The organism is Paraburkholderia bannensis NBRC 103871, from assembly GCF_000685015.1.
GTDB classification, from domain to species: domain Bacteria; phylum Pseudomonadota; class Gammaproteobacteria; order Burkholderiales; family Burkholderiaceae; genus Paraburkholderia; species Paraburkholderia bannensis.
This window is the reverse complement of sequence record NZ_BAYA01000028.1, coordinates 80,106-102,465: the sequence shown is the minus strand read 5'-3', so window position 1 is coordinate 102,465 and position 22,360 is coordinate 80,106. Positions and strand designations below refer to the sequence as shown.

General features: G+C 63.4%; 21 protein-coding genes. 11 read left to right on the top strand and 10 right to left on the bottom strand.

What is annotated here, in order from left to right:
- Positions 1-28: 28 nt before the first annotated feature.
- Positions 29-1,009, bottom strand: a complete 981-nt coding sequence (locus tag BBA01S_RS30780) for a VOC family protein (protein WP_027819808.1) — start codon at positions 1,007-1,009, stop codon at positions 29-31.
- 261 nt (positions 1,010-1,270) lie between these two features.
- Here BBA01S_RS30780 and BBA01S_RS30775 point away from each other — a divergent pair, with 261 nt between their 5' ends.
- On the top strand, positions 1,271-2,179 hold the full coding sequence (locus BBA01S_RS30775) for a LysR family transcriptional regulator (protein ID WP_027819807.1): 909 nt from the start codon (positions 1,271-1,273) through the stop codon (positions 2,177-2,179).
- Positions 2,180-2,231: 52 nt separating this feature from the next.
- Here the strand turns inward: BBA01S_RS30775 and BBA01S_RS30770 are convergent, their stop codons facing one another.
- Positions 2,232-2,735, bottom strand: a complete 504-nt coding sequence (locus tag BBA01S_RS30770) for a MarR family winged helix-turn-helix transcriptional regulator (protein WP_322787843.1) — start codon at positions 2,733-2,735, stop codon at positions 2,232-2,234.
- Positions 2,736-2,824: 89 nt separating this feature from the next.
- On the opposite strand from BBA01S_RS30770, the gene BBA01S_RS30765 reads away from it, so the two are divergent.
- Positions 2,825-4,033, top strand: a complete 1,209-nt coding sequence (locus tag BBA01S_RS30765; protein WP_042298169.1) for an MFS transporter — start codon at positions 2,825-2,827, stop codon at positions 4,031-4,033.
- Positions 4,034-4,048: 15 nt separating this feature from the next.
- Here the strand turns inward: BBA01S_RS30765 and BBA01S_RS45325 are convergent, their stop codons facing one another.
- Positions 4,049-4,978 carry a class I SAM-dependent methyltransferase gene (locus tag BBA01S_RS45325; protein WP_052391965.1) on the bottom strand — a complete coding sequence of 310 codons (930 nt, stop codon included), beginning with the start codon at positions 4,976-4,978 and terminating at the stop codon, positions 4,049-4,051.
- 181 nt (positions 4,979-5,159) lie between these two features.
- On the opposite strand from BBA01S_RS45325, the gene BBA01S_RS30755 reads away from it, so the two are divergent.
- Both BBA01S_RS30755 and BBA01S_RS30750 read left to right on the top strand, forming a co-directional pair.
- Positions 5,160-5,948 (top strand): COG4705 family protein, encoded by a 789-nt coding sequence (locus tag BBA01S_RS30755; protein ID WP_027819804.1) that lies wholly within the window; start codon positions 5,160-5,162, stop codon positions 5,946-5,948.
- 22 nt (positions 5,949-5,970) lie between these two features.
- Positions 5,971-6,396, top strand: a complete 426-nt coding sequence (locus tag BBA01S_RS30750; protein WP_245641637.1) for a hypothetical protein — start codon at positions 5,971-5,973, stop codon at positions 6,394-6,396.
- Between the two features lie 33 nt (positions 6,397-6,429).
- Here the strand turns inward: BBA01S_RS30750 and BBA01S_RS30745 are convergent, their stop codons facing one another.
- Complete coding sequence (locus BBA01S_RS30745; protein WP_027819802.1) at positions 6,430-7,221, bottom strand: MHYT domain-containing protein; 792 nt, start codon at positions 7,219-7,221, stop codon at positions 6,430-6,432.
- A 556-nt stretch (positions 7,222-7,777) separates the two neighbouring features.
- Here BBA01S_RS30745 and BBA01S_RS30740 point away from each other — a divergent pair.
- Both BBA01S_RS30740 and BBA01S_RS30735 read left to right on the top strand, forming a co-directional pair.
- Positions 7,778-9,094: an aromatic ring-hydroxylating dioxygenase subunit alpha gene (locus tag BBA01S_RS30740; protein ID WP_027819801.1), complete on the top strand. Its 1,317-nt coding sequence runs from the start codon at positions 7,778-7,780 to the stop codon at positions 9,092-9,094.
- Between the two features lie 36 nt (positions 9,095-9,130).
- Entirely contained in the window at positions 9,131-10,144 is a 1,014-nt protein-coding gene (locus BBA01S_RS30735) for a PDR/VanB family oxidoreductase (protein WP_042298168.1), read from the top strand.
- A gap of 28 nt (positions 10,145-10,172) precedes the next feature.
- On the opposite strand, the gene BBA01S_RS30730 is transcribed toward BBA01S_RS30735, so the two are convergent.
- Positions 10,173-10,733, bottom strand: a complete 561-nt coding sequence (locus BBA01S_RS30730; RefSeq protein ID WP_027819799.1) for a gamma carbonic anhydrase family protein — start codon at positions 10,731-10,733, stop codon at positions 10,173-10,175.
- 12 nt (positions 10,734-10,745) lie between these two features.
- Positions 10,746-12,011: a zinc metallochaperone GTPase ZigA gene (zigA, locus tag BBA01S_RS43465; RefSeq protein WP_084162659.1), complete on the bottom strand. Its 1,266-nt coding sequence runs from the start codon at positions 12,009-12,011 to the stop codon at positions 10,746-10,748.
- A gap of 165 nt (positions 12,012-12,176) precedes the next feature.
- On the opposite strand from zigA, the gene BBA01S_RS30720 reads away from it, so the two are divergent.
- The gene (locus BBA01S_RS30720) at positions 12,177-13,238 is read left to right on the top strand and encodes a DMT family transporter (protein WP_027819798.1); all 1,062 of its coding nucleotides are present in this window, start codon (positions 12,177-12,179) and stop codon (positions 13,236-13,238) included.
- An 84-nt stretch (positions 13,239-13,322) separates the two neighbouring features.
- Positions 13,323-13,721, top strand: coding sequence for an SRPBCC family protein (locus BBA01S_RS30715; RefSeq protein ID WP_027819797.1), 399 nt, complete (start codon positions 13,323-13,325; stop codon positions 13,719-13,721).
- A gap of 394 nt (positions 13,722-14,115) precedes the next feature.
- Here BBA01S_RS30715 and BBA01S_RS30710 read toward each other — a convergent pair whose 3' ends face one another.
- The 3 genes from BBA01S_RS30710 to BBA01S_RS30700 all read right to left on the bottom strand — a co-directional run bounded on the left by BBA01S_RS30710 (position 14,116) and on the right by BBA01S_RS30700 (position 17,763).
- On the bottom strand, positions 14,116-15,558 hold the full coding sequence (locus tag BBA01S_RS30710) for an MFS transporter (RefSeq protein WP_027819796.1): 1,443 nt from the start codon (positions 15,556-15,558) through the stop codon (positions 14,116-14,118).
- A gap of 68 nt (positions 15,559-15,626) precedes the next feature.
- Positions 15,627-16,790: a CaiB/BaiF CoA transferase family protein gene (locus tag BBA01S_RS30705; protein WP_027819795.1), complete on the bottom strand. Its 1,164-nt coding sequence runs from the start codon at positions 16,788-16,790 to the stop codon at positions 15,627-15,629.
- Between the two features lie 22 nt (positions 16,791-16,812).
- Positions 16,813-17,763: a hydroxymethylglutaryl-CoA lyase gene (locus BBA01S_RS30700; RefSeq protein ID WP_027819794.1), complete on the bottom strand. Its 951-nt coding sequence runs from the start codon at positions 17,761-17,763 to the stop codon at positions 16,813-16,815.
- A gap of 156 nt (positions 17,764-17,919) precedes the next feature.
- Here BBA01S_RS30700 and BBA01S_RS30695 point away from each other — a divergent pair, with 156 nt between their 5' ends.
- From BBA01S_RS30695 to BBA01S_RS30685, 3 genes are all read left to right on the top strand, one after another.
- A complete protein-coding gene (locus BBA01S_RS30695; RefSeq protein ID WP_027819793.1) occupies positions 17,920-18,834 on the top strand; it encodes a LysR family transcriptional regulator in 915 nt (304 codons plus the stop codon).
- Between the two features lie 97 nt (positions 18,835-18,931).
- Positions 18,932-19,891: a substrate-binding domain-containing protein gene (locus BBA01S_RS30690; protein WP_027819792.1), complete on the top strand. Its 960-nt coding sequence runs from the start codon at positions 18,932-18,934 to the stop codon at positions 19,889-19,891.
- 134 nt (positions 19,892-20,025) lie between these two features.
- The gene (locus tag BBA01S_RS30685; RefSeq protein ID WP_042298167.1) at positions 20,026-21,129 is read left to right on the top strand and encodes a purine-nucleoside phosphorylase; all 1,104 of its coding nucleotides are present in this window, start codon (positions 20,026-20,028) and stop codon (positions 21,127-21,129) included.
- Between the two features lie 45 nt (positions 21,130-21,174).
- Here BBA01S_RS30685 and peaD read toward each other — a convergent pair whose 3' ends face one another.
- Positions 21,175-22,344, bottom strand: a complete 1,170-nt coding sequence (gene peaD / locus BBA01S_RS30680; protein WP_084162658.1) for a quinohemoprotein amine dehydrogenase subunit beta — start codon at positions 22,342-22,344, stop codon at positions 21,175-21,177.
- Positions 22,345-22,360: the final 16 nt, after the last annotated feature.

The window sequence follows — 22,360 nt, the reverse complement described above, 5'->3', positions numbered from 1 at the left end:
CTGCCCCCCTCTAATCTTTAAGAGCCGGTCATTCCGGCAGCGCGCCGCCTTCTTTCAGGAACTTGAATTCCCACTCCGGGGCTTCACGTAGCCACTCCGGAAGGTTGTGGACGAAGTGGGCATAACCGAAAAGCGGAACGCTCCATTCACGGGGCACCCAGGCGTCGTCGATGAAATCGCCATCGGCACCGTATTCCGCTTCACCGCCCGTCGGGCACGGCAAATAGAAAAAGAGCGCAGAGTCGATACGGTGCCGCCCGAGACCCAGATGCGACTTCGGCCACCCATTCCGCTCCATGTAGTTCGCGCCAGTCATGATCTCGTCGATATCTTCGACACCGAAATTCGCGTGGTGAAAGCGCGGCTGGCCATCAAGACCGGGAAACGGCAGCGACGCATCGAGCAGGAATAGGTTGTGATGGCTATGGCTTCCGGCCGCACGGCTATAGATGCCGAAACCGCGCTGGTAATCGGTGAGCCTGAAGTTCAGGCGGTCACGGAAAAACGCGAAGGATTGCTTGAAGTCCTTAACCGCGAACACCACATGCTGGATGGTCTTGGGGTGCGCCCGGCGGCGCCATTTTCGATGGGTGTTCAATCGGTTCACGACGCCCGGCGCGTTCAAGCTGTCGGGTGCATTCACAACCGGACGCTTGCGGAAAACAGACAGCGCCATCGGCAGTCCGCAATCCGAAAGAAAATGGGCGTCCCCCGCTTCGTCAATTTCGATGCTTCGGTCGATGGACAGATTTGCGACCAACGCTTTAAGACTTTCTTCAGTGTCGACGCCCCACACGACTTCGCGCACGCCGGGCCCCACGAGGGAACACGACGGAAGACGCTTGTCTTCAAGCGAGCGCACGATGACGCTAGAGCCTTCTGCGAGCATGAATACCGATTGTTCAGCGTCGCTTTCGACCAAAGGGAGCCCGAAGTCGTCGAAGAAACGCGTGCAGCGCTCGACGTCTTCGACGCCATACACGAGCGATTTGATACCGAGGATAGTCATGAGGAAACCTTGGCGATTGATAAGGACGAGCACGCCCCCGCGAAAGCATTCGATTGCTCGCAACAATGGGGCACGGCCGGATTAGCGTGACTACGCCGGAATCAGGAAGGGAAAAGGGGGGCCATGATTGATGTCTCCGCTGGCTGGCTCACGCCACACCTATGTTTTGTTGAACGGATGATGGCTTGCGCCATGCACTAACTCAACTTGATTCGTTCAATGTGATACATTCAGCGCGTGAATGTCTGCGGAGGAGACACCGTGCGATTCAATAAACTCGACCTGAATCAACTGGTTTTACTGGACGCCCTGTTATCGGAGCGAAGCGTCGTTAGAGCCGCTGAGCGAGTATTCCTCAGTCAGCCAGCTGCCAGTAACGGCCTGGCGCGCTTGCGGGATTTCTTTTCGGACGAAATCCTGGTTCAGGTTGGCAGGGCCATGGTGCTGACACCACTTGCGGAGAGTCTTGTCGAGCCGGTGAAGGATGTCTTGCTGCGCATACAGGCCATTACCACTGCCCGGCCTGCGTTTGACCCGGCAACGTCGAACCGGAAAATCAGAATCGAAGCGTCCGACTACGTCATCGAAATGCTTCTCGCGGACGCCCTCAGGACTTTCTGGGAAACGGCGCCGCATATGACGTTCGAGATTTCAACCCTTACCGAAAAGTCGCGTGAGCATCTGGACGGCGGCGACGTAGACCTGCTGATTGTCCCGGACTTCTTTAACGCCATTGGGCATCCTTCCGAGGAACTCTTTGAAGACACCTTTTCCTGCCTCGTCTGGGAAGGAAATACTGCCGTCAAGAAGCGGATCACGGAGGCTCAATATCTTGAGATGGGCCACGTGGCCGTGCAGTGGGGCCTCGATAAGGTTCACACCATTGATGAAACGGTGCTGTTAGAGCGGGGACAGCAGCGCAGACGTGAGGTCGTTGCGCCAAGCTTCACGCTTTTGCCGCGCATGCTGGTCGGTACCAATCGCATCGCAACATTGCATACGCGCCTTGCCCGCTTCATCAGCCCGTTCTATGGGCTGCGTGTCATACCATGTCCGGTCGAGCTTCCGGCCTTGAATGAAACAATACAGTGGCACAAATATAAACAGCACGATCTCGCGGTGATCTGGGTAAAGAATCAAATCAGAACTGTCGCCCAATCGTTGAAGTGACCGCTTGCGCTTAAGCGCTCTGCGCGCGATTACAAAATATCCCGCTAGCTGATCACTCCCCAACCCCACCAATCAGCTTGTCGAGCAAACGATCGAGCTGCTCACGCTCCCGCATGCTCAAAGGCTTAAGCACGTCCTGCTCGTTCGCAATATGATGCGGCAGGATTTCGTCGATCAGATCGGCGCCTTTCTGCGTCAGGCAGACATCGACGCTGCGCCGGTCTTTCGCCGATGCGCGCCGTTCTATCAGCCCCGATCGTTCGAGCCGGTCAAGGCGGCTCGTCATCGCACCTGAAGACAGCATCAGCGATTCGTACAGTTCGGTGGGCGTGAGCTGATACGGCTCACCTGCGCGTCGCAACGCCGCGATCACGTCGAACTCCCCTGTCTGCAGACCGAATTGCGCCGCGAGCGGCATCAACCGGGTGCGCTCGACCAGATGCGCCGCCTCCAGCAAGCGGCCGATCGTCGCCATGACGTTCGCGTCGATGTCCGGTCTCTCCTTGCGCCATTGCTCGGCCGCGCGTTTGGCTCGCCCCATGTTCACCTTTCCCATGCAATTTGCGTGACGCCAGGATATCAGCTTGCGTCCGCGTTGTAATCCGGTTAGTTTACTCGATATCAAGATACTTTACGTCAAACTATATGACTCAGAGAAAAGCTGTGGATGCATCATGGATCGTTGGCGGCGCGATCGTCGCGCTGGCCTTGAATCTACGTCCAACGATGGCGGGTGTCGGCCCTCTGCTGGACGCCATCATGGCCGCTACGGGACTCGATCATGCAGGCGCCGGCATGCTCACCGCGCTGCCGGTGGCGGTCATGGGCGCAGGTGCGCTGCTCAGCGCTCCGCTGCACCGCAGCGCTGGCAGGCGGGCTTACGTGGGTTTCGCCGCGGCCCTGATTGCCGTCGCATGCGCTGCTCGCGCCTTTGCACACGATGCATCGGCGATGCTGATGACGGCGTTGCTCGCAGGCGCGGGGATCGCACTGATTCAGGCGTTGCTGCCCGCGTTCATCAAGCGCGCCTACGGCGCAAGCGCGGGCGCGATGATGGGCGTCTACACCACGGCAATCATGGGCGGAGCCGCTGCGGCGGCCGCGCTCGCCGCACCGCTTGCGCAAATTTATGGGTGGCCCGGCGCACTGGCGATCTGGGCGCTCCCAGCGATGTTCGCGTGCGTGCTCTGGTTCGCGGCTACGCGCCCGACAACGTCGCAACCTGTGCCGCCAGTCGCTGCGACTCGAACCTCCGGCCCGCGTTTCGCCGTCTGGCGCCAGGCGCGCGCGTGGGAGCTGATGCTGTTTTTCGGTGTTGGCACGGGCGCATACACCCTCGTGCTTGCGTGGCTGCCGCCCTTCTATACGCAGCTCGGCTGGAGCCATGCGCAGGCGGGCTATCTTCTCGCGGGCGTCACGGTCGCCGAAGTCGTCGCGGGGCTCAACGTATCGGCCACGATCGCGCGCATGCCCGATCGGCGCAAGCCACTGCTCGCCGCACTGGGCCTGCTGATCGGCGGCCTTGTCTGCCTCATGAGCGCGCCGCTCGCACTCGCGCTCTTCGCATGCCTGTTGCTTGGCCTGGGTATCGGCGCACTGTTTCCGCTTTCGCTGATCGTCGCGCTCGACCATAGCGACGATCCGGCGCGCGCCGGAGAACTCGTCGCCTTCGTCCAGGGCGGCGGCTATCTGGTCGCGAGCCTCATGCCGCTTGTGGCCGGTGCGTTGCGTGATCGCTTCGCGGACTTGACCGTTGCGTGGGCAATCATGCTTGCGGGCGCACTCCTGCTTTGCCTGCTCTGCGCGCGTTTTTCGCCACGCTCGTATGCGCGCTTTTCCTCCACGCACGCCTGAAACGCGAGCGACATGTCAAGGCCCTGCGAGCGGTTTCGTCGCCGAGATCCAGGCCATGCGACTGGCTGCACGCAGCTGTCCCTGGCCAACTTCCGAGCGCATCACCTGCTCGAACAATTGCCGCTCCTCGGCGCTGAATTGCTCGGCCATGCAGGTGCGCAGCGTCGGCGTCCACGGAAATGGCGTGCTGTCCAGCAAGGAGTCCCAGGTATTGCTGATCGACTGCCCGATATCGACATGAAACTCCATGTGAATATCGACGAATCCGGCCTGCATCGCAAAGCTCACCAGGTCGCGCTCGCTGAAATTCGTCATCGGCATGCGAGCGGCTTCGGCTTCGGTATCGGGAAACTGCGTGCGCTTCCAGCGATGCAGCAACGCGAAGAAGCGGCTTTCCGGCACATCGCCTGCCGCTTCCACGAGCTTTCTCAGCGAACAGGTCTCGAAGGCTTCATCGCGCCTTATCGTCTCCGCCAATGAAATCCTGCCACCGGGTTTGAGAACCCGGAAGAACTCGCGGAAAACGGCGACCTTCTCCGGCAAGTAGCCGATCACGGCTCGCGTCGTCACGGCATCGACCGACGCATCCGCAATGGCGTCCAGCGACTGCGCGCCACACAACGAAAAGCGGCATTGCGACGTGACGCCGCGTTCACGCGCACGCTCTTGCGCGTGCGCCAGCAACCGCGGAGAAACATCGGTCATGTGAACGTTCAACTGCACGCCGATGCGCTCGATGGCGCGCAACGGCACCGTCCCGTCGCCGCTGCCAACGTCAAGCAGCGTCATGCCCGGCTGCAAGTGCGCCTGATCGAGCAAGCGGTCGACGTCTCTCTCAATGCTTGCGAGCAACGCCTGCTCGACGGTTGCACTGCCTGAAAAGCGCTTGCGCACCAGCCAGTCCGCCCACAGGTCTGGCGCCGTTGTCGTATCGAATGCGTTCACGATTTTTTCCGTTTGAGTCCACGTTCTGCGGCGTGGATTTTCGCGAACCATCGCTTAGGACAACCTTAATGACGAAGAGGCTTTGCGAGCTAAGCGTCAGCTAAGCTTCGACCCGTAGGCTTTATGTAAGCGAAGCAATTCCGCTTCCTCGCTACCAGTCAACTTCGTCGTGGAGACGGTCATGACCTCCGTGTATTCCCCCCAGTCCGTGCATGGCCAGAACAAGGTGCCGGAAATCACGCTCACGTTCTGGATCATCAAGGTGCTCTCGACCACGGTCGGCGAAACCGCTGCGGACTATCTGGCGGTCAACGCCGGCTGGGGCCAGGGCGTGACGCGCGCCGTGATGTGCGCACTGTTGTGCGCGATTCTCACGCTGCAACTGGGGTCGGCCCGCTTCCGGCCTTGGCTTTATTGGCTTGCGGTAGTGCTGGTCAGTATTGTCGGCACGCAGATCACCGATCTCCTGACCGATGGCTTGAATGTCAGCCTGTACCTCAGCACGGCGCTCTTCGCCGCCGCGCTCGCCGCGATCTTCTCGATCTGGTACGCAAGCGAACGCACGCTGTCGATGCACACCATCGTCACGCGGCGGCGCGAATCGTTCTACTGGGCCGCCATCCTCTTCACCTTCGCATTGGGAACCGCCGCTGGCGACCTGGCGACAGAAGCCACGGGGCTGGGCTTTGCGCGCGGCGTCATTATCTTCGGTGTACTGATTGTATCGATCTGGCTGCTGTTCCGCGCAGGTGCAAACCCCGTCGCGACCTTCTGGCTCGCCTATATCCTGACCCGGCCATTCGGGGCGGCATTGGGCGACCTGCTGACACAAGCGCGAGCCTATGGCGGCCTGGGCTTCGGCGCGCAATGGACAAGCGCCCTCTTTCTGGCCGCAATCGTCGGGCTCGTCGCCATGCTGGAATTCACTGCACGATCGCGCCGGGCCAACTCGCAGCCCCTACAACACTAACGCCGTTCTTAAAGGAGCCATGATGTCCATTCGATCTACTACGCTGATTTCCGCATGCGCGGTGCTCGTGCTCGCCGCGAGCGCGTGCTCGCGTTCCGCGGATACCGCCAGCAGCACGGTTGCGCAAACCGCTGCGCCAACGCCTGCCAGCGCATCATCTGCGCTCGGCGACTTGACGGCGTTTCGCGCCATTGCCGCCGATGTCGCGGCAAAAGTCGAGAGTGGCGACCTGGCGGCGGCCAAAACGCGCATCAAGGATCTGGAAATTGCCTGGGACGAAGCCGAGGCGGGAATCAAGCCGCGTGCGCCGGGCGACTGGCACCGCCTGGACAAGGCCATCGACCGCGCGCTGGAATCGCTGCGCGCAGCGGCTCCGCAAGCCGCCGACTGCAAGGATGCAATGCAGGCGCTGATGAATACCTTCGATAGCTTGCAGCACCGCGCGTAGTCCGGCGGGCAGAAAGAAGACTTGCAGATGCGATCAGCGCGTCGCGCCGCGGCGGGTCATGTGTTCGTCGAGAATCGCATCGGCCATCGCGCGCGCTTTCGCGCTGGAGCGCGCGTCGAGCATCGCAATCGCGATGGACGCGCCAAAGATCAACAGGCTGAAGGTGATGACGATGCCCGCCAGCCACGGCACCGGCATATTGCGCAGGTCGGACACCGAATAGCTGCCTGCCTCGAAATGCGCGGCCGCCATGCCGCAATAGTGCATCCCGCACACCGCCACGCCCATCACGACCGCCGAGCTGATCTGGCGCGTGCGGCGCATTGCGCTGCGGCGGCGCAGGTCGAAGGCCAGCAGCAAGGCCGCCCCGCTGGCGATGATCGCAATCACGACGGACAAGACGACCAGCCAGGTCTGGTAGTGGATGGCGGGACAAATATCCATCGCCCACATGCCGAGGTAATGCATACCTGCCACGCCCAGCCCCATCGCGACGGCGGCGCCCGCCAGATGCGACCAGCGCAGTTCGTAGCGGCACAGCGGCAGGAAGCCGATTGCAGACGCAACAATGGCGATCAGCAGGGAAAGCAGCGTCACCGGAATGTTGTAGCCGACGGCAATCGGCAAATGAAAGGCCAGCATCGCGATGAAATGCATCGACCAGATGCCCAGCCCCATGATGCAGCCGCCAAACGCGATCCACGGCAGCAGAGGCCGCTTGCCAATGACATCGAGGCGATCGGAGATATCCAATGCCGTAAACGATGCAAAAATCGCCAGCAGACAGGAAAGGACGACAAGCGAAGGATCGTAGTAGCCGGTCATGTTCGTTCAACTCATGTGAACTGCATATAGCGAGGCTTGGCCAGGACGCGATTGACAGCTTCCCCCGGGCGTCCGTTTTCCTCTTAGGAATGGCGTGGAGTATACATAGATTCCTTTGCGCGCAATAGCAAGGCAGAACCCGGATCCCCATCTTTCGGAATACGCGAAAACGTATAAAAGGCCGGCTTTTCGAGTACAAATCGGTGCGACTTGGATCTATTTATGCGAGTCGCATTAATTATTTAGAATTGTCGTTCAGTTCATATTTAGTTAATAGCGAGACTGACGCCAATTAAGCGATTTATGCGGTTTCCAGCAAATCACTGAACCGCCACAGCGAGCGATATTCACGCTTGTCACGCCCACCCGCCACTTTCAGTCAGGAAACCGAACCTGCCGTCACCCGCGATCGCACGGCGGCATGCCCGAGACGATCGGCAACTTCTTTGGAATTTGCAAAGGTTGTGCGGCGGGTCGCCGTCGCCAAGAATTCGTCAATCGCTGGAGCCTCGCCGGACATGGCAGGCAGCGTTTGCGACATTCGAGGACACCGACCATGTTGAGCCAGGAAAAGAACCGGACACTCACCGAAGTGGGGCCCGGCACGCCGATGGGCAACTATCTGCGCCGCTATTGGCACCCCATAGCGGGCGTCGCGGAGTTCGACGACAAGTCCGTGCGCCCGATCCGCCTGTTTGGCGAAGATCTCGTGCTGTACAAGGACTTGAGCGGCCATTTCGGGCTGGTACAGCGGCGCTGCCCGCATCGCAACGCCGATCTTGCTTTCGGGTTCGTCGAACAATGCGGCTTGCGCTGCGCGTATCACGGCTGGCAATTCGATCAGGAAGGACAATGCACGCATCAGCCGTACGAGGAGATCGTCGATACTGAGGCGCGGCTGCGCCAGAAGACGCGCATCACGGCCTACGAAGTGCGCGCCAAAGCCGGCATGATCTGGGCCTACATGGGGCCGTCGCCCGCGCCGGAGTTGCCCGACTGGGAGCCGTTCAGCTATACGAACGGCTTCGCGCAGGTCGTCATGGCCGAGATTCCGTGCAACTGGTTTCAATGCCAGGAAAATTCGATCGACCCGATCCATTTCGAGTGGACGCACAACAACTGGACTGAACGCCAGCAAGACCGTCATTCCGAACACGTGCCCACGCACCTGGAAACGAAATACGAAGAATTCGAATATGGCTTCGTCTATAAGCGGTTGCGCGCGCACGAAACCGAGCAGAACCCGATGTGGACGACCGGGCGTGTCACGTTGTGGCCCAATGGCTTTTACCTCGGCCATCACTTCGAATGGCGCGTCCCCATCGACGACGAAAACACGCTGAGCGTGCTGTGGGTCTACAACAAGGTGCCCAGGGAACAGGAGCCCTATGTCCAGCAGCACATCCCCGCCTGGTATGGGCCTTTGCGCGACGAAAATGGCGAATGGATCACCAGTCATGTCGCAAACCAGGACTTTGCTGCGTGGGTCGGCCAGGGCGCGATTACCGATCGCACGCGCGAAACGCTCGGCGCCAGCGATCGCGGCATCGTGATGCTGCGGCGGCGCTTTTTCGAGGAACTGGAAGCGGTAGCGGCTGGCGCAACGCCGAAGGGCCTCATTGCCGATAGCGCGATCAACCACAAGGTGTTCTTGCCATCGGCATGCCGCGAGGAAATGATCAACGGCCTGACGCGCGCGGAGTTGTCGGCTCATCCGTTGCTTGGCGCCTATCTGCGCGATTTCATCGGTCAGTACGGACAGCCGGACAGCGTTCGCGAAGCCTATGAAGCCGCAATCGGGCAGAAGGTGAATGGCGCGCGTTTCTTCTCGGTGCATGGCGCTCGTCAAGCGGCTGCGCAGGAAACGTCGTAGACCCACGTGCAATCAATCCAGCGAGAAACCGCAACCATGCAACAGACCACAGGCCGCGCGAATGCGAGTCGCGCACCGACGCGTATCGAGGCCCGGGTGCGCACGCTGCGCCACGAAGCGGAACGCGTACTCGGCATCGAACTCGTGCCTGCTGAAAACGCGCGCTTTCCTCGCTTCACGGCAGGCGCGCATATCGACCTGCATCTTCCCGGCGGCCTCACGCGCAGCTATTCACTCGTGAATTCACCGGACGATGCGGGGCGCTATGTAATCGGCGTGCTTGCCGATACGAATAGCCGTGGCGGCTCGCGCTACGTGCACGAACAACTGCGTTGCGGTGCAGTCCTGACGATCGGCGCGCCGCGCAATAACTTCGCGCTCGACGAAAACGCAGCGTCGACGGTGCTGATCGCGGGCGGCATTGGCATTACGCCGATGCTGTGCATGTATCGCCGCCTGCGCGAAGCCGGCCGTGCTGTACGGCTGGTTTATTGCGCGCGCGAGCGTTCTCAGGCCGCGTATCTGGATGAGCTCGACGTTAGCGATGGCAGCGTGCATCTGCATTTCGACGCGGAAAATGCGGGCCGCCCGTTCGATCTCGTCGCGTTCCTGGAACAACAGCCTGCCGACGTGCATGCCTATTGCTGCGGCCCGAACGCGATGCTGAATGCGTTCGAAACGGCGTGCGAGCAGGTCGGCATTGGCAATGTGCATATCGAGCGTTTTACTGCAACGCCCCATGTCGCCGAAGCCACCGAAACTTCCGCCGAATCAACGCAGCACGGCTACATCGTCGAACTCGCGAGAAGCGGCCAGCGCCTGTCCGTGCCGCCCGGCGCAGCGTTGCTCGACGTGTTGCTGGAAGCGGGCGTCGACGTCGACTATAGCTGCCGGGAGGGCTTGTGCGGCGCGTGCGAAACGCGCGTGCTGGCCGGCTGCCCGACACACCGCGATGCCGTGCTCACCGCGTCCGAAAGGGCTGCGAACCAACGGATGATGGTCTGCGTGTCCGGCGCGCAAAGCGCGACACTGGTGCTCGATCTCGGGTGACGATTCAAAGCTCGATTCAAAGTTCGATTCAAAGCTCGTTCGCAATCCGCCGGTAGCCGCGCACCAGGCGGTTATTCGTCTGCGCGACGTCTTCGGAGAATTCCGCGGCGCTTGCCGACACTTTCGGAATCGTCGCCAGGTCGGTTGCCGCTCCGATCCGCAAGGTCGACGGGACGTAGAACCCCTCCGGCAGGTCGCAGCCGTCCACCACCGCGTTGTGCCGCACCACACAGCGCGCGCCAACCGAGCAGTTGAACAACACGCTATTGAAGCCGATAAAGACATGGTCGCCCACGCTGCACGGGCCATGCACGATCGCCCGGTGCGCAATCGACGTATGGTTGCCGATTGTCACCGACGCGCCCGACTTCGAATGAATCACTACGCCATCCTGAATATTCGAATGCGCGCCGATGACGATGGGTTCGATCTCGCCATTCGCATCGGTTTCATCTGCGCGAATCACCGCGTACGGGCCGATGAACACGTCCTCTCCCACCACCACGCGCCCGCACAGGATCGCCGTCGGATCGACAAACGCGCTTTCGTGCACTACGGGCAGGTCGCCGCGCGGATTCTTTCTGATCATTGCCCTGCACCCTCACCAGATGACGCTGGTTTGCTGCGAATCGTGCGACCCGTGCGCCTCGTGCGCCTCATCTTCCTCTGGCGCCGTGCCACCCCACGCGGGAAACGGATCCGCGAAATCGCCCCATGCCTGAGGGCCCGCGGCCATTTCCGCATCGTCCAGCAGGCAGGCATTCAGGCGCTGCCGCAAGGCGGTTTCGTCCATATCGATCCCGATGAGCACGATCTCCTGGCGCGCGTCGCCGACGTTCTCGTCCCAGTTGTCGTCGATGAACGCGAGCGACTCCTCGTCCGTGGGCCAGTGCGACTTCGGCACGGCGGCCCACCAGAGGCCCGCCGCGCCGTGACGGCACACGGAACCCGCTTGTGACCACGACCCGGCATGGGTGGGCCGGCTCGCGAGCCAGAAAAAACCCTTCGAGCGCACCACGCCCGGCCATTCGCTATTCACGAGATCCCAGAAACGTTGCGCGTGCATCGGTCGACGCGCACGCCAGACGAAACTGCCGATGCCATATTCCTCGGTCTCCGGCGTGTGTTCGCCGCGTAGTTCCTGCAACCAGCCGGGCGCTTTCGCGGCTTCGTCGAAATCGAACAGCTTCGTATCGAGCACGCGATCGAGCGGCACCTTGCCGAACTCGGCGATTTCGATGCGCGCACGCGGATTGAGCCCGCGCAGGATGGCGATGAGGCGTGCGCGCGCAGCGCTGTCGATCAGGTCGATCTTGTTCACGACCATCACGTCGCAAAACTCGATCTGCTCGATCAGCAGGTCAACCACGGTGCGCTGGTCTTCCTCGCCGAGCGACTCGCCGCGCGCCTCCAGGCTGTCCTGCGAGCCGTAATCGGCGAGGAAATTGAACGCGTCGATCACCGTCACCATGGTGTCGAGCCGCGCGACGTCGGAGAGGCTCTGGCCGCGCTCATCGGCGAACGTGAAGGTTTCGGCGACCGGCAGCGGCTCGGATATGCCCGTCGATTCGATGACCAGCTGATCGAAGCGCCCCGCTTTCGCAAGCTCGCCGACCTCCAGCAGCAGGTCTTCGCGCAAGGTGCAGCAGATGCAGCCGTTGCTCATCTCGACGAGCTTTTCGTCGGTGCGCGAGAGCTGTGCGCCGCCGTCGCGCACCAGCGCGGCGTCGATGTTCACCTCGCTCATGTCGTTGACGATGACGGCCACGCGGCGGCCTTCGCGATTGTTCAGGATGTGGTTGAGCAGCGTCGTCTTGCCGGCGCCGAGAAAGCCGGAGAGCACCGTCACCGGCAGGCGTGAGTCCATCGGAGGCTCCTTTTCGATCTGTTTCGGATGAATTTCGCGATGTTATAACATAACATTCAGAAAAACCACTGGCGAATCCGGTCACTGCGGCCCTGCACGTTCCATCGACGATAATTTCGCTATCCCCGCCGCACGCCATCGCGGGCAAACCCACGTGCTTCCGCCATGAAATCGCATCTTCACGCCATCGTCACGGCACTCGCCGCCGCCGCGCTGTTCGGGGCCGCCACGCCGTTCGCCAAGGCGCTCCTCGGCACGCTGCCGCCTTTCATGGTGGCCGGTCTCTTCTATCTGGGCAGCGGCGCGGGCCTTGCCGTCGCGATCCTCGTGCGCAGGCTGCGCCGCCGCGCCGACGCCCCGCCCGAACACGCGCCGCTGCGCCTCGCCGAAGTCCCCTGGCTCGCCGGTGCGATCGTCGCGGGCGGCGTGGCGGGCCCCGCGCTGCTCATGCTTGGACTCGTCACGACGCCGGCGGCCACCAGCGCGCTGCTGCTCAACCTCGAAGGCGTGCTCACCGCGCTGATCGCGTGGGTCTGCTTCCGCGAAAACTTCGATACGCAGATCGCATTGGGCATGGCCGCCATCGTCGCGGGCGGCGTGCTGCTCTCGTGGAGCGGGCCGCACGCGGGACTCGCGCCAGGCGCGCTGTTCGTGGTGGGCGCGTGCCTGTGCTGGGCCATCGACAACAACCTCACGCGCAAAGTCTCCGCCAACGACGCCATGACGATCGCCTGCCTCAAGGGCCTCGCGGCCGGGCCTTTCAACCTGCTGGTGGCGTTCTGGCTGGGCGCGCACTGGCCCGACGGTATGCGCGTCGCGGCAGCCATGGTGGTGGGCTTCGCGGGCTACGGCGTAAGCCTCGTGCTTTTTGTGGTCGCGCTGCGCAACCTGGGCACCGCGCGCACGGGGGCGTATTTCTCGGTGGCGCCGCTGTTTGGCGTGGCGATCTCGCTGATGCTCTGGCCGCAGCGGCCCGCGATCACCTTCTGGGCCGCGCTGGCGCTGATGGCGCTGGGCGTGTGGCTGCACGTGCGCGAGCGGCACGAGCATGAGCACACGCATGAGCCGCTCGACCATACGCATCGGCACCGGCACGACGCGCATCATCGGCATGAACACGATTTCGACTGGGACGGCACCGAACCGCACACCCACGCGCACCATCATGTGCCGCTCACGCATACGCACGCGCATTTTCCGGACGTGCATCACCGGCATTCGCACTGAGCGGCTTCAAACCGTTTCGTGCAGATTTTTCGAGCCGGGCGCGCATACTGGCGCCATCCGACGTCCCGCCAGGGAGACACGACGATGGCTTCACTCTACCGCGACATCCCTTTGGACTGCGGCGCGGCACGCGCCTGGGCCACGTTGCGCGACTCGCGCAATATCGCCCGCGTCTTCGCAGGCGTGCTCACCGATGTGCAGGTTGACGGCGACCTGCGCAGCGTCACGTTTGCGAACGGCAATGTGGTGCAGGAGCGCATCGTCAAGATCGACGACGCATCCATGCGCGTGGCTTATACGGTCTGCGGGCCGAATTTCGAGCATTACGCGGCGTCCATGCAAATCGTCGCGGACGAGGTTGAACCGGGCGGGCGTTGCCGCCTTGTGTGGAGCATTGATTTCCTGCCCGACGAAAGGCGCGCGATGGTCGAGCCGCTGATGGATGCGGGCTGCGCAGCGGCGGCGCGTAATTTGAAGTCGTAGTGCTGGCGCTGTGATGACAGCGTTAGGGGTTGGCGGCGCTGACGGTTGGCCCCGAGGCTTCTTCGGTCGTTTCGAAACCTCGATCACCGTGCTCCAGCCTGCTCATATCGGCTCCCCATCTGAAGACGGCCGAAGTTCGTGCGTTGGACGCCCGCGTACCGTTTCTCTTCGCCATTCAAAGTGGGCGCGCGGGACTGGCTGTTAGTTGCATTCCACGAGTGGCTCGCAGACCGGATATCGCCCTGACTGCATTTGCAGAATCCATACATTTTTCTCGTTAAATACAAACTTTACCGAGCTTGAGCCAAGCTAAATCATGCGCAGCAAGACCAGAAAGGGCCGCCGGATCACACGATCCGGCGGCCCTTTCCACGTGCAGCGCTAGCCCCCGCCCTCAGTGCGACAGCTCATCGAGCGACAATCCATTCGTGCGCGGCCCAAAAGCGCCAATCGACACCATCACCACGAGCATGCAGACGGTAATCCCGGCAAACACCGCTTGCACGCCGCCATCGCGCAACAGCGCGGCGATGGTAAAACCCGACATCATCGCGCCCACGCGGCTCGCCGAATACACCACGCCATTCGCACGGCACCGCACCGCGGTTGGGAACAGCTCCGCCTGATACGCGTGATAGCAAACCGAGATCATCTGCCCCGCAAGACTGATCAGGATGCCCAGCGCGACAAGCGCCGCGGCACCGCGCGCCTGGGCGAACATCAACCCAAAGACCAGCACCGCGAAAGCCGAGCCGACGATCAGCCACTTGCGCTCGATACGGTCGGCCACGAGCATCGCGAGCAGCGGGCCGCACGGCAGCGCAATCGCAATCACGAAGGCGTAAAGCAGGCTGCGGGTGACGTGCACGCCCTGCCCGATCAGCAAGGTCGGCACCCAGTTTGCGAAGCCGTAATAGCCAATCGCCTGGCAAAGGTTGAACGCCACCAGCATCAGGAGACGCCCGCGATAAGGGGCCTGCCACAGTCCAGCCAGCGTGGCGCGGCGATGCGCAGGCACATTCGGCACAGGCGCGGGCGGCGGCAGTTCCCGCCCGCTCTCGCGCACCGCCGCCTGTTCCAGGCGCACGATCGCCTGCTCTGCGGCCTCGGTGTGTCCGTGCGTAGCGAGCCAGCGCGGGCTTTCCGGCACGGCACGGCGCACGAACCACACGAGCGCCGCACCCAGCGCACCGGCCAGCACCACCCAGCGCCAGCCGTCGACGCCGAACGGCGCAATCGGCACCAGCCACCACGACAGCAAGGCCGAAGCCGGTGCGGCCGCGAACATGATCGCCTGGTTGAAGGCCATCGCGCGCCCGCGCATCTGCTGGGGCACCATCTCCGTGACGTAGCTGTCGATCGTGACGATCTCGATGCCTACGCCTATGCCCGTGATGAATCGCCAAAGAATCAGGCCTTCCGACGAGTGCTGAAACGCCATCACGATCGAGCCGATCGAGTACCACAGCAAGGAGAAAGTGAATACGCTTCGGCGTCCGAATCTATCGGGCAGCCAGCCCAGGAAGAAAGTGCCGACGAACAGTCCCGCGAACGTCGCGGCGACGAATGCGCCAATGCCGTTGAAGCCGAAGAAGCTCGACGTCGTGGTTTGCAGCAGGCCGCTTTTCGCCATGCCTGGCGCGATATAACCCGTAAAAATCAGGTCGTAAACTTCGAAGAAGCCGCCCAGCGAAATCAGCAGCACGAGTTTCCACAGCTGCCAGGTGGCCGGCAGGCGATCGAGCCGCGCGGACAGCGCCGCCGCCGTTGCCTGCGCGGAACCGGCGCGCTCCAGAGGCGGTGCGAGCGCATCGTCCGTGGTGAGGGTGCGTTGCATTGTCTGTCTCCATGTTGTTGTGCGCGCGGGCTTCATTGGCCCGCGATACTTAACGTCGCATCACGTCGCTAGACCGGGCTATGGATACCCAGGCGCGCAAGCACCTCTTCGGTATGTTCGCCCACCTTCGCAAGCGGCTGACGTACGCCCGGACGCCGCCCGTCCATCATGAGCGGCAGCAGGACGACATCGGTTTCGCCGCCGTCGTCGGTCTGCATCGGCACGAGGCCGCCGCTCGCCTTCAAATGCGGATCGTCGAGCAATTGATCGGGACGCACGATCGGCGCATAAGGCACGCCCGCCGCTTCGAGGCGCGGCATCAGCTCCGCGATGCGATGCGTCTTGAGCACCTCGTCCAGACGCGCGAGCAGTTCGGGGCGCGCGGCCACGCGCAAGGCGTTGTTCGCGTATTGCGGCTCGGCCGCCAGCTCCGGACAGCCGATTACTTCGCATAGCGTAACAAATTGCCTGTCACTCACCGCACCGATGAACAGCTGTTCGTCGTCGGCCAGCGTGAAGACGTCGTACACGCTCCATGCGGACACGCGCGACGGCATGGGCGGCGGCGCTTCGCGCGTCATTGCGTATTGCTGCATATGCTGCGCGCTCAGGAACACGCAGTTCTCGAACAGCGCGCTCTGCACCTCCTGGCCGCGTCCGCTCACGTCGCGTTCGCGCAGCGCCGCCAGCACGCCAATGGCGCCGAACATGCCGCCCATGATGTCGTTGACCGACGTGCCCGCGCGCAGCGGCCGCCCCGCCGGGCCGGTCATATAGGAAAGGCCGCCCATCATCTGCACGACTTCGTCGAGCGCGAGCCGGTTTTCATAGGGCCCAGGCAGAAAGCCCTTGTGCGAAACGTAGATCAGTCGCGCATGGCGCTGCGAGAGCGTCGCATAGTCGAGGCCCAGTTTCTGCATGAGGCCTGGCCGGAAATTCTCAAGCATGACGTCGCACTGCCCGATCAATTCGACGGCGGCGGCACGCCCTTCCTCCGTATTGATATCGATGACGACGCTTTTTTTGTTGCGGTTGAACGAGCGAAAAAAGCCAATGCCCAGCCCCGGCAGGTTGCGCGTCCTGTCGCCGCCCGGCGGCTCGACCTTGATGACTTCGGCGCCCAGATCGGCGAGGATCATCCCGCACGTCGGCCCCATGACCATGTGCGTGAATTCGACGACGCGCACGCCGTCGAGCGGAAGCCGCGTGGCCGCGGCCTTATCGGCGTTCATGTTTGCTGTGCTCATAGCATCCTCAGGATAACGAATCGACTGCCTGGACAGCGGCGTTGAAAGTCTTCGGCAAACCCGCGCGCCAGAGCGTACCGTGCAGCGTTTCGTGCGAGAGCCATTGCGCCACCTGCGCGCGCAGCGCCAGCAAGGCGTCGATATCGATGCCGGTGTCGATGCCCATATCGGCAAGCATGAAGGCCAGGTCTTCGGTCGCCACGTTGCCGCTCGCGCCCGGCGCATGGGGACAACCGCCGATACCCGCCAGCGACGCGTCGAAACGCGTCACGCCCGTTTCCAGCGCCGCGTAGACGTTGGCGAGCGCCAGGCCGCGCGTGTCGTGAAAGTGCGCGCACCAGAGCCGCTCGCCCGCGATGTCACGCGCGCGCCCGAACAGCTCGCGCACGGCGCGCGGATTGGCGTAGCCGACCGTATCGGCCAGGCTCACGCGGTCTGCGCCCGCGTCAAGCAGCGCCTGCATGTAGCGCAGCACGTCGTCCGCTGCAACATGGCCTTGCAGCGTGCAGCCAAACGCCGTGCCGATGCCGCCTTCGATCAGCGTCTTCGCGCCCGAAGCGTCGCGCGCGGCGCGCATCTGTGCGACTTCGGCGACGACTTCCTCGGGCGTCTTGCGCAGGTTCGCGCGGCTATGCGCCTCGCTCGCCGAGAGCGGCACGAGCATCAGGTCGGCGCCCGTTTCGAGCGAGCGTTGCGCGCCCTTGAGATTGGGCACCAGCACCGAGACCGAAAGGCCAGGCAGGCTGCGCGCGTAAGCGACCAGGTCGGCGGTATCGGCGAGTTGGGGCAACAGGCGCGCGGGCACGAAAGAGCCGACTTCGATTTCGCGCAGGCCGGCCGCGTGCGCCGCGCGCAGCCATTCGATCTTGCGCTCGGTGGGCAGCACGGTGGCGATGCTTTGCAGGCCGTCGCGCAAGCCGACTTCGCGTAGCGTCGCGCGCGCTGGGTAGATGGGCATGGGGAATGTCTCCTGATGATTCGACCTGGTACGCCCTTGGGTGGCGCACTGACGATGCGCTAACTGGTGTGATAACTGCTGTGCTAACTTTAGACATTCCCGCTGATCCATAAAGCGGTATTTTGGAACCGCCAAGTTTCCGATTGGGAAACCCACATGCACGATATCGACATCAAGACCTTGCGCCTGCTGGTGGCCGTCTGCGAACACGGCAACATGGGCCATGCAGCGCGCGACGCGCATATCGAACCTTCCGCGATCAGCAAGCGCATCGCGCAACTGGAGGCCGATCTCGGCGTGCCCCTGCTCACGCGCTCGCGGCGCGGCGTGCAGCCCACCCAGGCAGGCGTCGCGCTGCTGGAGCATGCGCGCAGCGTCATCTTCACGCTTGAGCGCGCGGTCAGCGACATCGCCGCGTTCGGCAGCGGCCTGCGCGGCAGCGTGAGCGTGTGCGCGTCGGCGTCGGCCATCGCAGAGTCGCTGCTCGACGATCTCGCATCGTTCATGCGCATGCCCGCGCACGAGAACATCCGGGTCAACGTGGACGAGCGCACCTCGAAGGAGCTCGTGCAACGCGTGCGCGACGGCGTGGCATCGGTGGGCGTGTGCTGGGACAACGTGGAGCTGGGCGGCCTGGAAGCGCGGCCCTGGCGCAGCGACCGGCTCGCGCTCGCGGTGCCGGTGGGCCACGCGCTCGCGCGCCGCAAGACGGTGGCTTTCGCGGACACGCTCGGCTACGAGCATGTGGGCCTGCCCCCGTCCACGGCCGTGCATACGCTGTTGCAGCGCGCGGCGGCACGCAGCGGGCGCACCGTCGACTACCGCGCGACCGTATCGAATTTCGATGCGGCATTCCGTGTGGTCGCCGCCAACCTGGGCATCAGCGTCGTGCCCGAGGAAGTCGGCCGCAGCTATACGCGCATCCTCAACGTACGGCTGGTGCCGCTCAGCGACGCCTGGGCGAAGCGGCGCTTCATCGTCTGCTTTCGCGCCTTCGACGCCTTGCAGCCCGCCGCCCAGCGCATGGTCGAGCATCTGGCCGCGCGCGCCCAGGCCGCGGAAAAGCCCTGAAGGCCGCCTCGAAGATAGCCGTACCGCAGCGCCCACGCCTCGTTTAAACTTCCACCCATCCGATCCACCCGGCGCTGCCAGCACCGCCGCTCACGCCATGTTTGAACCACAACGCCGCCGTTTCGTGCTCGCAGGCCTGCTTGCCGCGATCGGCGCCGCGCATGCCCGCAGCGGCCTGGGCGCTGCACGCGACACCGCCATCGCGCTGGTGCTCAAAGACCTGCCCGATCCGTTCACGACGGCAATGATCTCCGCCGCCAAGGTCTTCCAGGCGCACGCGCCCTATCCGTTCAGGCTCACGGTGCTTGGCATCCAGTCGGAAAGCGATGCAGCCGGACAGATCCGTCTCGTCGATATGGCGATCAAGCAGGGCGTCAATGCGATCGTGCTCGCGCCGTCCGACTCGCGCGCGCTCGTGAATGCCACGCGCCGCAGCGTCCAGCACGGCATCCTCACGCTCGCGATCGACAATCCGCTCGACGCCGACGCGCTGCGCGAAGCGCACCTGCATATCCCCTACGTCGGCCCCGACGACCGGCGCGCGGCCAGGCGCGTGGGCGACTATCTCGCACGCAAGCTGCACGCGGGCGATCGTGTCGGCATCATCGAAGGCGTGTCCGCCGATCTCAACGCGCAGCAGCGCACCGCGGGCTTTCGCGACGCCATGCAGGCCGCGCAGATCGAAGTGGTCGGCGTCGAATCGGGCAACTGGGAATATGGCCAGGGGCGCCTGGCGGCGGCATCGATCCTCGCGGCGCGGCCGGGTATCCGGGCGCTATTGTGCGCGAACGACAACATGGCGCGCGGCGCCGTGGACGCCGTGCGCGAATCCCAGCTCACGGGCCGCGTGCTCATCACCGGCTTCAACGCCAGCGATGCGATCAAGCCCATGATCAAGGACGGCCGCGTGCTCGCGACGCTCGATCAGTTCGGGCAAAAGCAGGCCGTCTACGGCCTCGACGTGGCCTTGCAGGCCTGCCAGGAACATCGCGCCCAGGACGACCTGCCCGACTACATCGAAACGCCGGTCACGCTGGTCACGAAAGAGTCGCTCTAGCCGCTCCAGCCGCTCCAGTCTTACGACGCTGCACGACGTGGCACGCCGCACGCGTCACAAGCCGTTGGCAACTATGATGTCGGGCCGATGTATCTCCACATCGGCACCGAACGTCACGAAAACCCAACGCGCATATGAACAACAACACTACGCCTTTCGTCACTCGTTTCCGTCTTACCGCATTGCTCGGCGCGCTCGTGCTGGCGGGCTGCGCCGCCAGCGGCTCGCAGCCTGACGCGCAGGCATCGGCGCCCGGCGCCTTCGTGCAACAGGGCACGGCAAGCGGCGCGCGGCCCGTGAAGGTCATGATCGTCACCATGTTCGCGCCCGAGGCCAAGACCTGGCTCGACAAGCTCGGCCCGTGGGACAGCATCCCGGTCGCGGGCCTTTCGCCCGACTATCCCGCCGTGCAGTGCAATCACGACGATGTGTGCGTGATGACGACCGGCATGGGCCATTCCAACGCCGCGGCATCGACGATGGCGCTGGCGTTCGCGCCGCAATTCGACCTGCGCCAGACGTACTTTCTTGTGGCAGGGATTGCAGGCGTGAATCCGCAGCAAGGTACGGTCGGATCGGCGGCATGGTCGGACTGGCTCGTCGATTTCGGCCTGCAATGGGAGATCGATCCCGACCGCCGTCCCAAGGGCTGGCGCACGGGTTATCTCGGCATCAACACCAAAAGTCCCGGCGAAAAACCGGCGCTGGACTACCGCACCGAGGTCTTCCAGCTCAACGCGAAGCTGACGTCGGCGGCTTATGCACTGAGCCACGATGTGCAACTGTCCGATAGCCCCGAAGCGAAGGCCGCGCGCGCGAAATACCGCTATGCGCCCGCTAATCGCGCGCCTGGTGTGATCCGCTGCGATTCGATTGCGGGCGATACGTGGTGGTCGGGCGCGGAACTCGGTGCGCGTGCAACCGAATTCACGCGCCAGCTCACGGGCGGCAAGGGCGTCTACTGCATGACGCAGCAGGAAGACAACGCCACCTACGAGGCGCTCAAGCGCGCCGCCGCCACGCAGCGCGTCGACCTCGACCGCGTGGCGGTGCTGCGCGCGGGCTCGGACTTCGACCGTCCGTACAAGGGCCAGTCGAGCGCGTCGAACCTGCTGAACTACGCGAGCCAGGGCGGCTTCGCCCCCGCGCTCGAAAACCTCTATCGCGCGGGCAACCCGCTCGTGCAGGACATCGTCGCGCACTGGGACGACTGGCGCGCCGGCGTGCCCACGCGGTAACGCGTTGAATCGCTAACGCCCCCTGCCCGGCGCAAGTCGTCACGCCTAGCGCGTGAAGATCTGCGCCGTGGTGATCGCCATGTCGCCGCCGGGCAAGGGGATGTCCTTGAGCTTCCTGAGCGAATCGGCGTCATAGACGGCCACGGTATTGAAGGTGCCCGCAAGGTAGATCTTGTCGCCTTCCTTGTTGAGCGACAGGCAGTAGTACGAATGATCGAGCGCCGCGCTCGTGACCATCTTCTCGTGCTTGATGTCGTACTTCGCCAGACGGTTGAGCACGCCGTACATCACGTTCGGATCCTTCGGCGAGCGCCCGCCCGTGAAATAGACCTCGGTGAACGGCGCGAAATCCGTGAGCGCGGCCTTGCCGCTTTTCAGGTCGATATCGACATAGCCGTACATGGTCTGCGCTTTCGACGGGTCTTTCTTTTCGTCGGGAAAGCGGTCGGCCGTATAGAGCAGGTTGAACGCGTGTTGCGGGCGCTGCTGCGGCCAGACGTACAGCACGTCCGGGCGGCCATAGAGCGGGCGCGTCCAGTTGCGCAACGGCACGGCCACATCGTACTGGCCGGTCTGCACATTCATGCGGTAAATATCCGGCCCGACCACGAACAGCGAGCCATCGTCCGCCGCCTGGATCATGGTCGTCTGGCGCGGCGCGGGGAAGCTGCGGATCGGCTTGGCCTCCATGCCGCCTTCGGTCGACCACACTTGCAGGCGCGGCGCCTGCACTTCATAGCTGTCGCGGTTCATCTTCGTCGGATTGACGACGCTGTAGATCTCCTTGCCGTCCGGGCTCACCGCAATCGAGAACATCGCCCGCGCACGCTCGTCCCATTGCTGCGCGAGCGCCGCATGAAACACGGTCTTGCAGCTGTCCAGGTCGACGCCGTAAAGATCGCCGTAGTGATTGTTCAGCACATAGGCGCGCTTGCGGTCGGGGCTGATCTGCATCGTGCCGGGGCCGAACGAATCGGGCAGCGCACAGGTCTTGACCACGCTGTCCGTGGCCGTGTCGATCACGCTCAGGTTATTCGGGTAGTTCGTCACCGCGAGGTATTCGTGCCCGCTCGCCAGTGGTGCGCTTGTATTCGCCGCGAGTTTCTCGCCCACTGCGGCACCCACCTCGGACGCGGCGTCCGTCTGCGCGAGCGCGGGCGACGCGACGATGAATGCGGCCAGCGCGGCGCACGCGATCTGCTTCCTCAATGCCATGATGTGTCCTCTCAGG

Excerpts from the sequence above, each read along its gene's own strand:
- BBA01S_RS30780 (WP_027819808.1), bottom strand. The coding sequence starts at position 1,009 with ATGACTATCCTCGGTATCAAATCGCTCGTGTATGGCGTCGAAGACGTC.
- BBA01S_RS30770 (WP_322787843.1), bottom strand. The coding sequence starts at position 2,735 with ATGGGAAAGGTGAACATGGGGCGAGCCAAACGCGCGGCCGAGCAATGG.
- BBA01S_RS30765 (WP_042298169.1), top strand. The coding sequence starts at position 2,825 with ATGACTCAGAGAAAAGCTGTGGATGCATCATGGATCGTTGGCGGCGCG.
- BBA01S_RS30755 (WP_027819804.1), top strand. The coding sequence starts at position 5,160 with ATGACCTCCGTGTATTCCCCCCAGTCCGTGCATGGCCAGAACAAGGTG.
- BBA01S_RS30750 (WP_245641637.1), top strand. The coding sequence starts at position 5,971 with ATGTCCATTCGATCTACTACGCTGATTTCCGCATGCGCGGTGCTCGTG.
- BBA01S_RS30745 (WP_027819802.1), bottom strand. The coding sequence starts at position 7,221 with ATGACCGGCTACTACGATCCTTCGCTTGTCGTCCTTTCCTGTCTGCTG.
- BBA01S_RS30740 (WP_027819801.1), top strand. The coding sequence starts at position 7,778 with ATGTTGAGCCAGGAAAAGAACCGGACACTCACCGAAGTGGGGCCCGGC.
- BBA01S_RS30735 (WP_042298168.1), top strand. The coding sequence starts at position 9,131 with ATGCAACAGACCACAGGCCGCGCGAATGCGAGTCGCGCACCGACGCGT.
- BBA01S_RS30730 (WP_027819799.1), bottom strand. The coding sequence starts at position 10,733 with ATGATCAGAAAGAATCCGCGCGGCGACCTGCCCGTAGTGCACGAAAGC.
- zigA (WP_084162659.1), bottom strand. The coding sequence starts at position 12,011 with ATGGACTCACGCCTGCCGGTGACGGTGCTCTCCGGCTTTCTCGGCGCC.
- BBA01S_RS30720 (WP_027819798.1), top strand. The coding sequence starts at position 12,177 with ATGAAATCGCATCTTCACGCCATCGTCACGGCACTCGCCGCCGCCGCG.
- BBA01S_RS30715 (WP_027819797.1), top strand. The coding sequence starts at position 13,323 with ATGGCTTCACTCTACCGCGACATCCCTTTGGACTGCGGCGCGGCACGC.
- BBA01S_RS30710 (WP_027819796.1), bottom strand. The coding sequence starts at position 15,558 with ATGCAACGCACCCTCACCACGGACGATGCGCTCGCACCGCCTCTGGAG.
- BBA01S_RS30705 (WP_027819795.1), bottom strand. The coding sequence starts at position 16,790 with ATGAACGCCGATAAGGCCGCGGCCACGCGGCTTCCGCTCGACGGCGTG.
- BBA01S_RS30700 (WP_027819794.1), bottom strand. The coding sequence starts at position 17,763 with ATGCCCATCTACCCAGCGCGCGCGACGCTACGCGAAGTCGGCTTGCGC.
- BBA01S_RS30695 (WP_027819793.1), top strand. The coding sequence starts at position 17,920 with ATGCACGATATCGACATCAAGACCTTGCGCCTGCTGGTGGCCGTCTGC.
- BBA01S_RS30690 (WP_027819792.1), top strand. The coding sequence starts at position 18,932 with ATGTTTGAACCACAACGCCGCCGTTTCGTGCTCGCAGGCCTGCTTGCC.
- BBA01S_RS30685 (WP_042298167.1), top strand. The coding sequence starts at position 20,026 with ATGAACAACAACACTACGCCTTTCGTCACTCGTTTCCGTCTTACCGCA.
- peaD (WP_084162658.1), bottom strand. The coding sequence starts at position 22,344 with ATGGCATTGAGGAAGCAGATCGCGTGCGCCGCGCTGGCCGCATTCATC.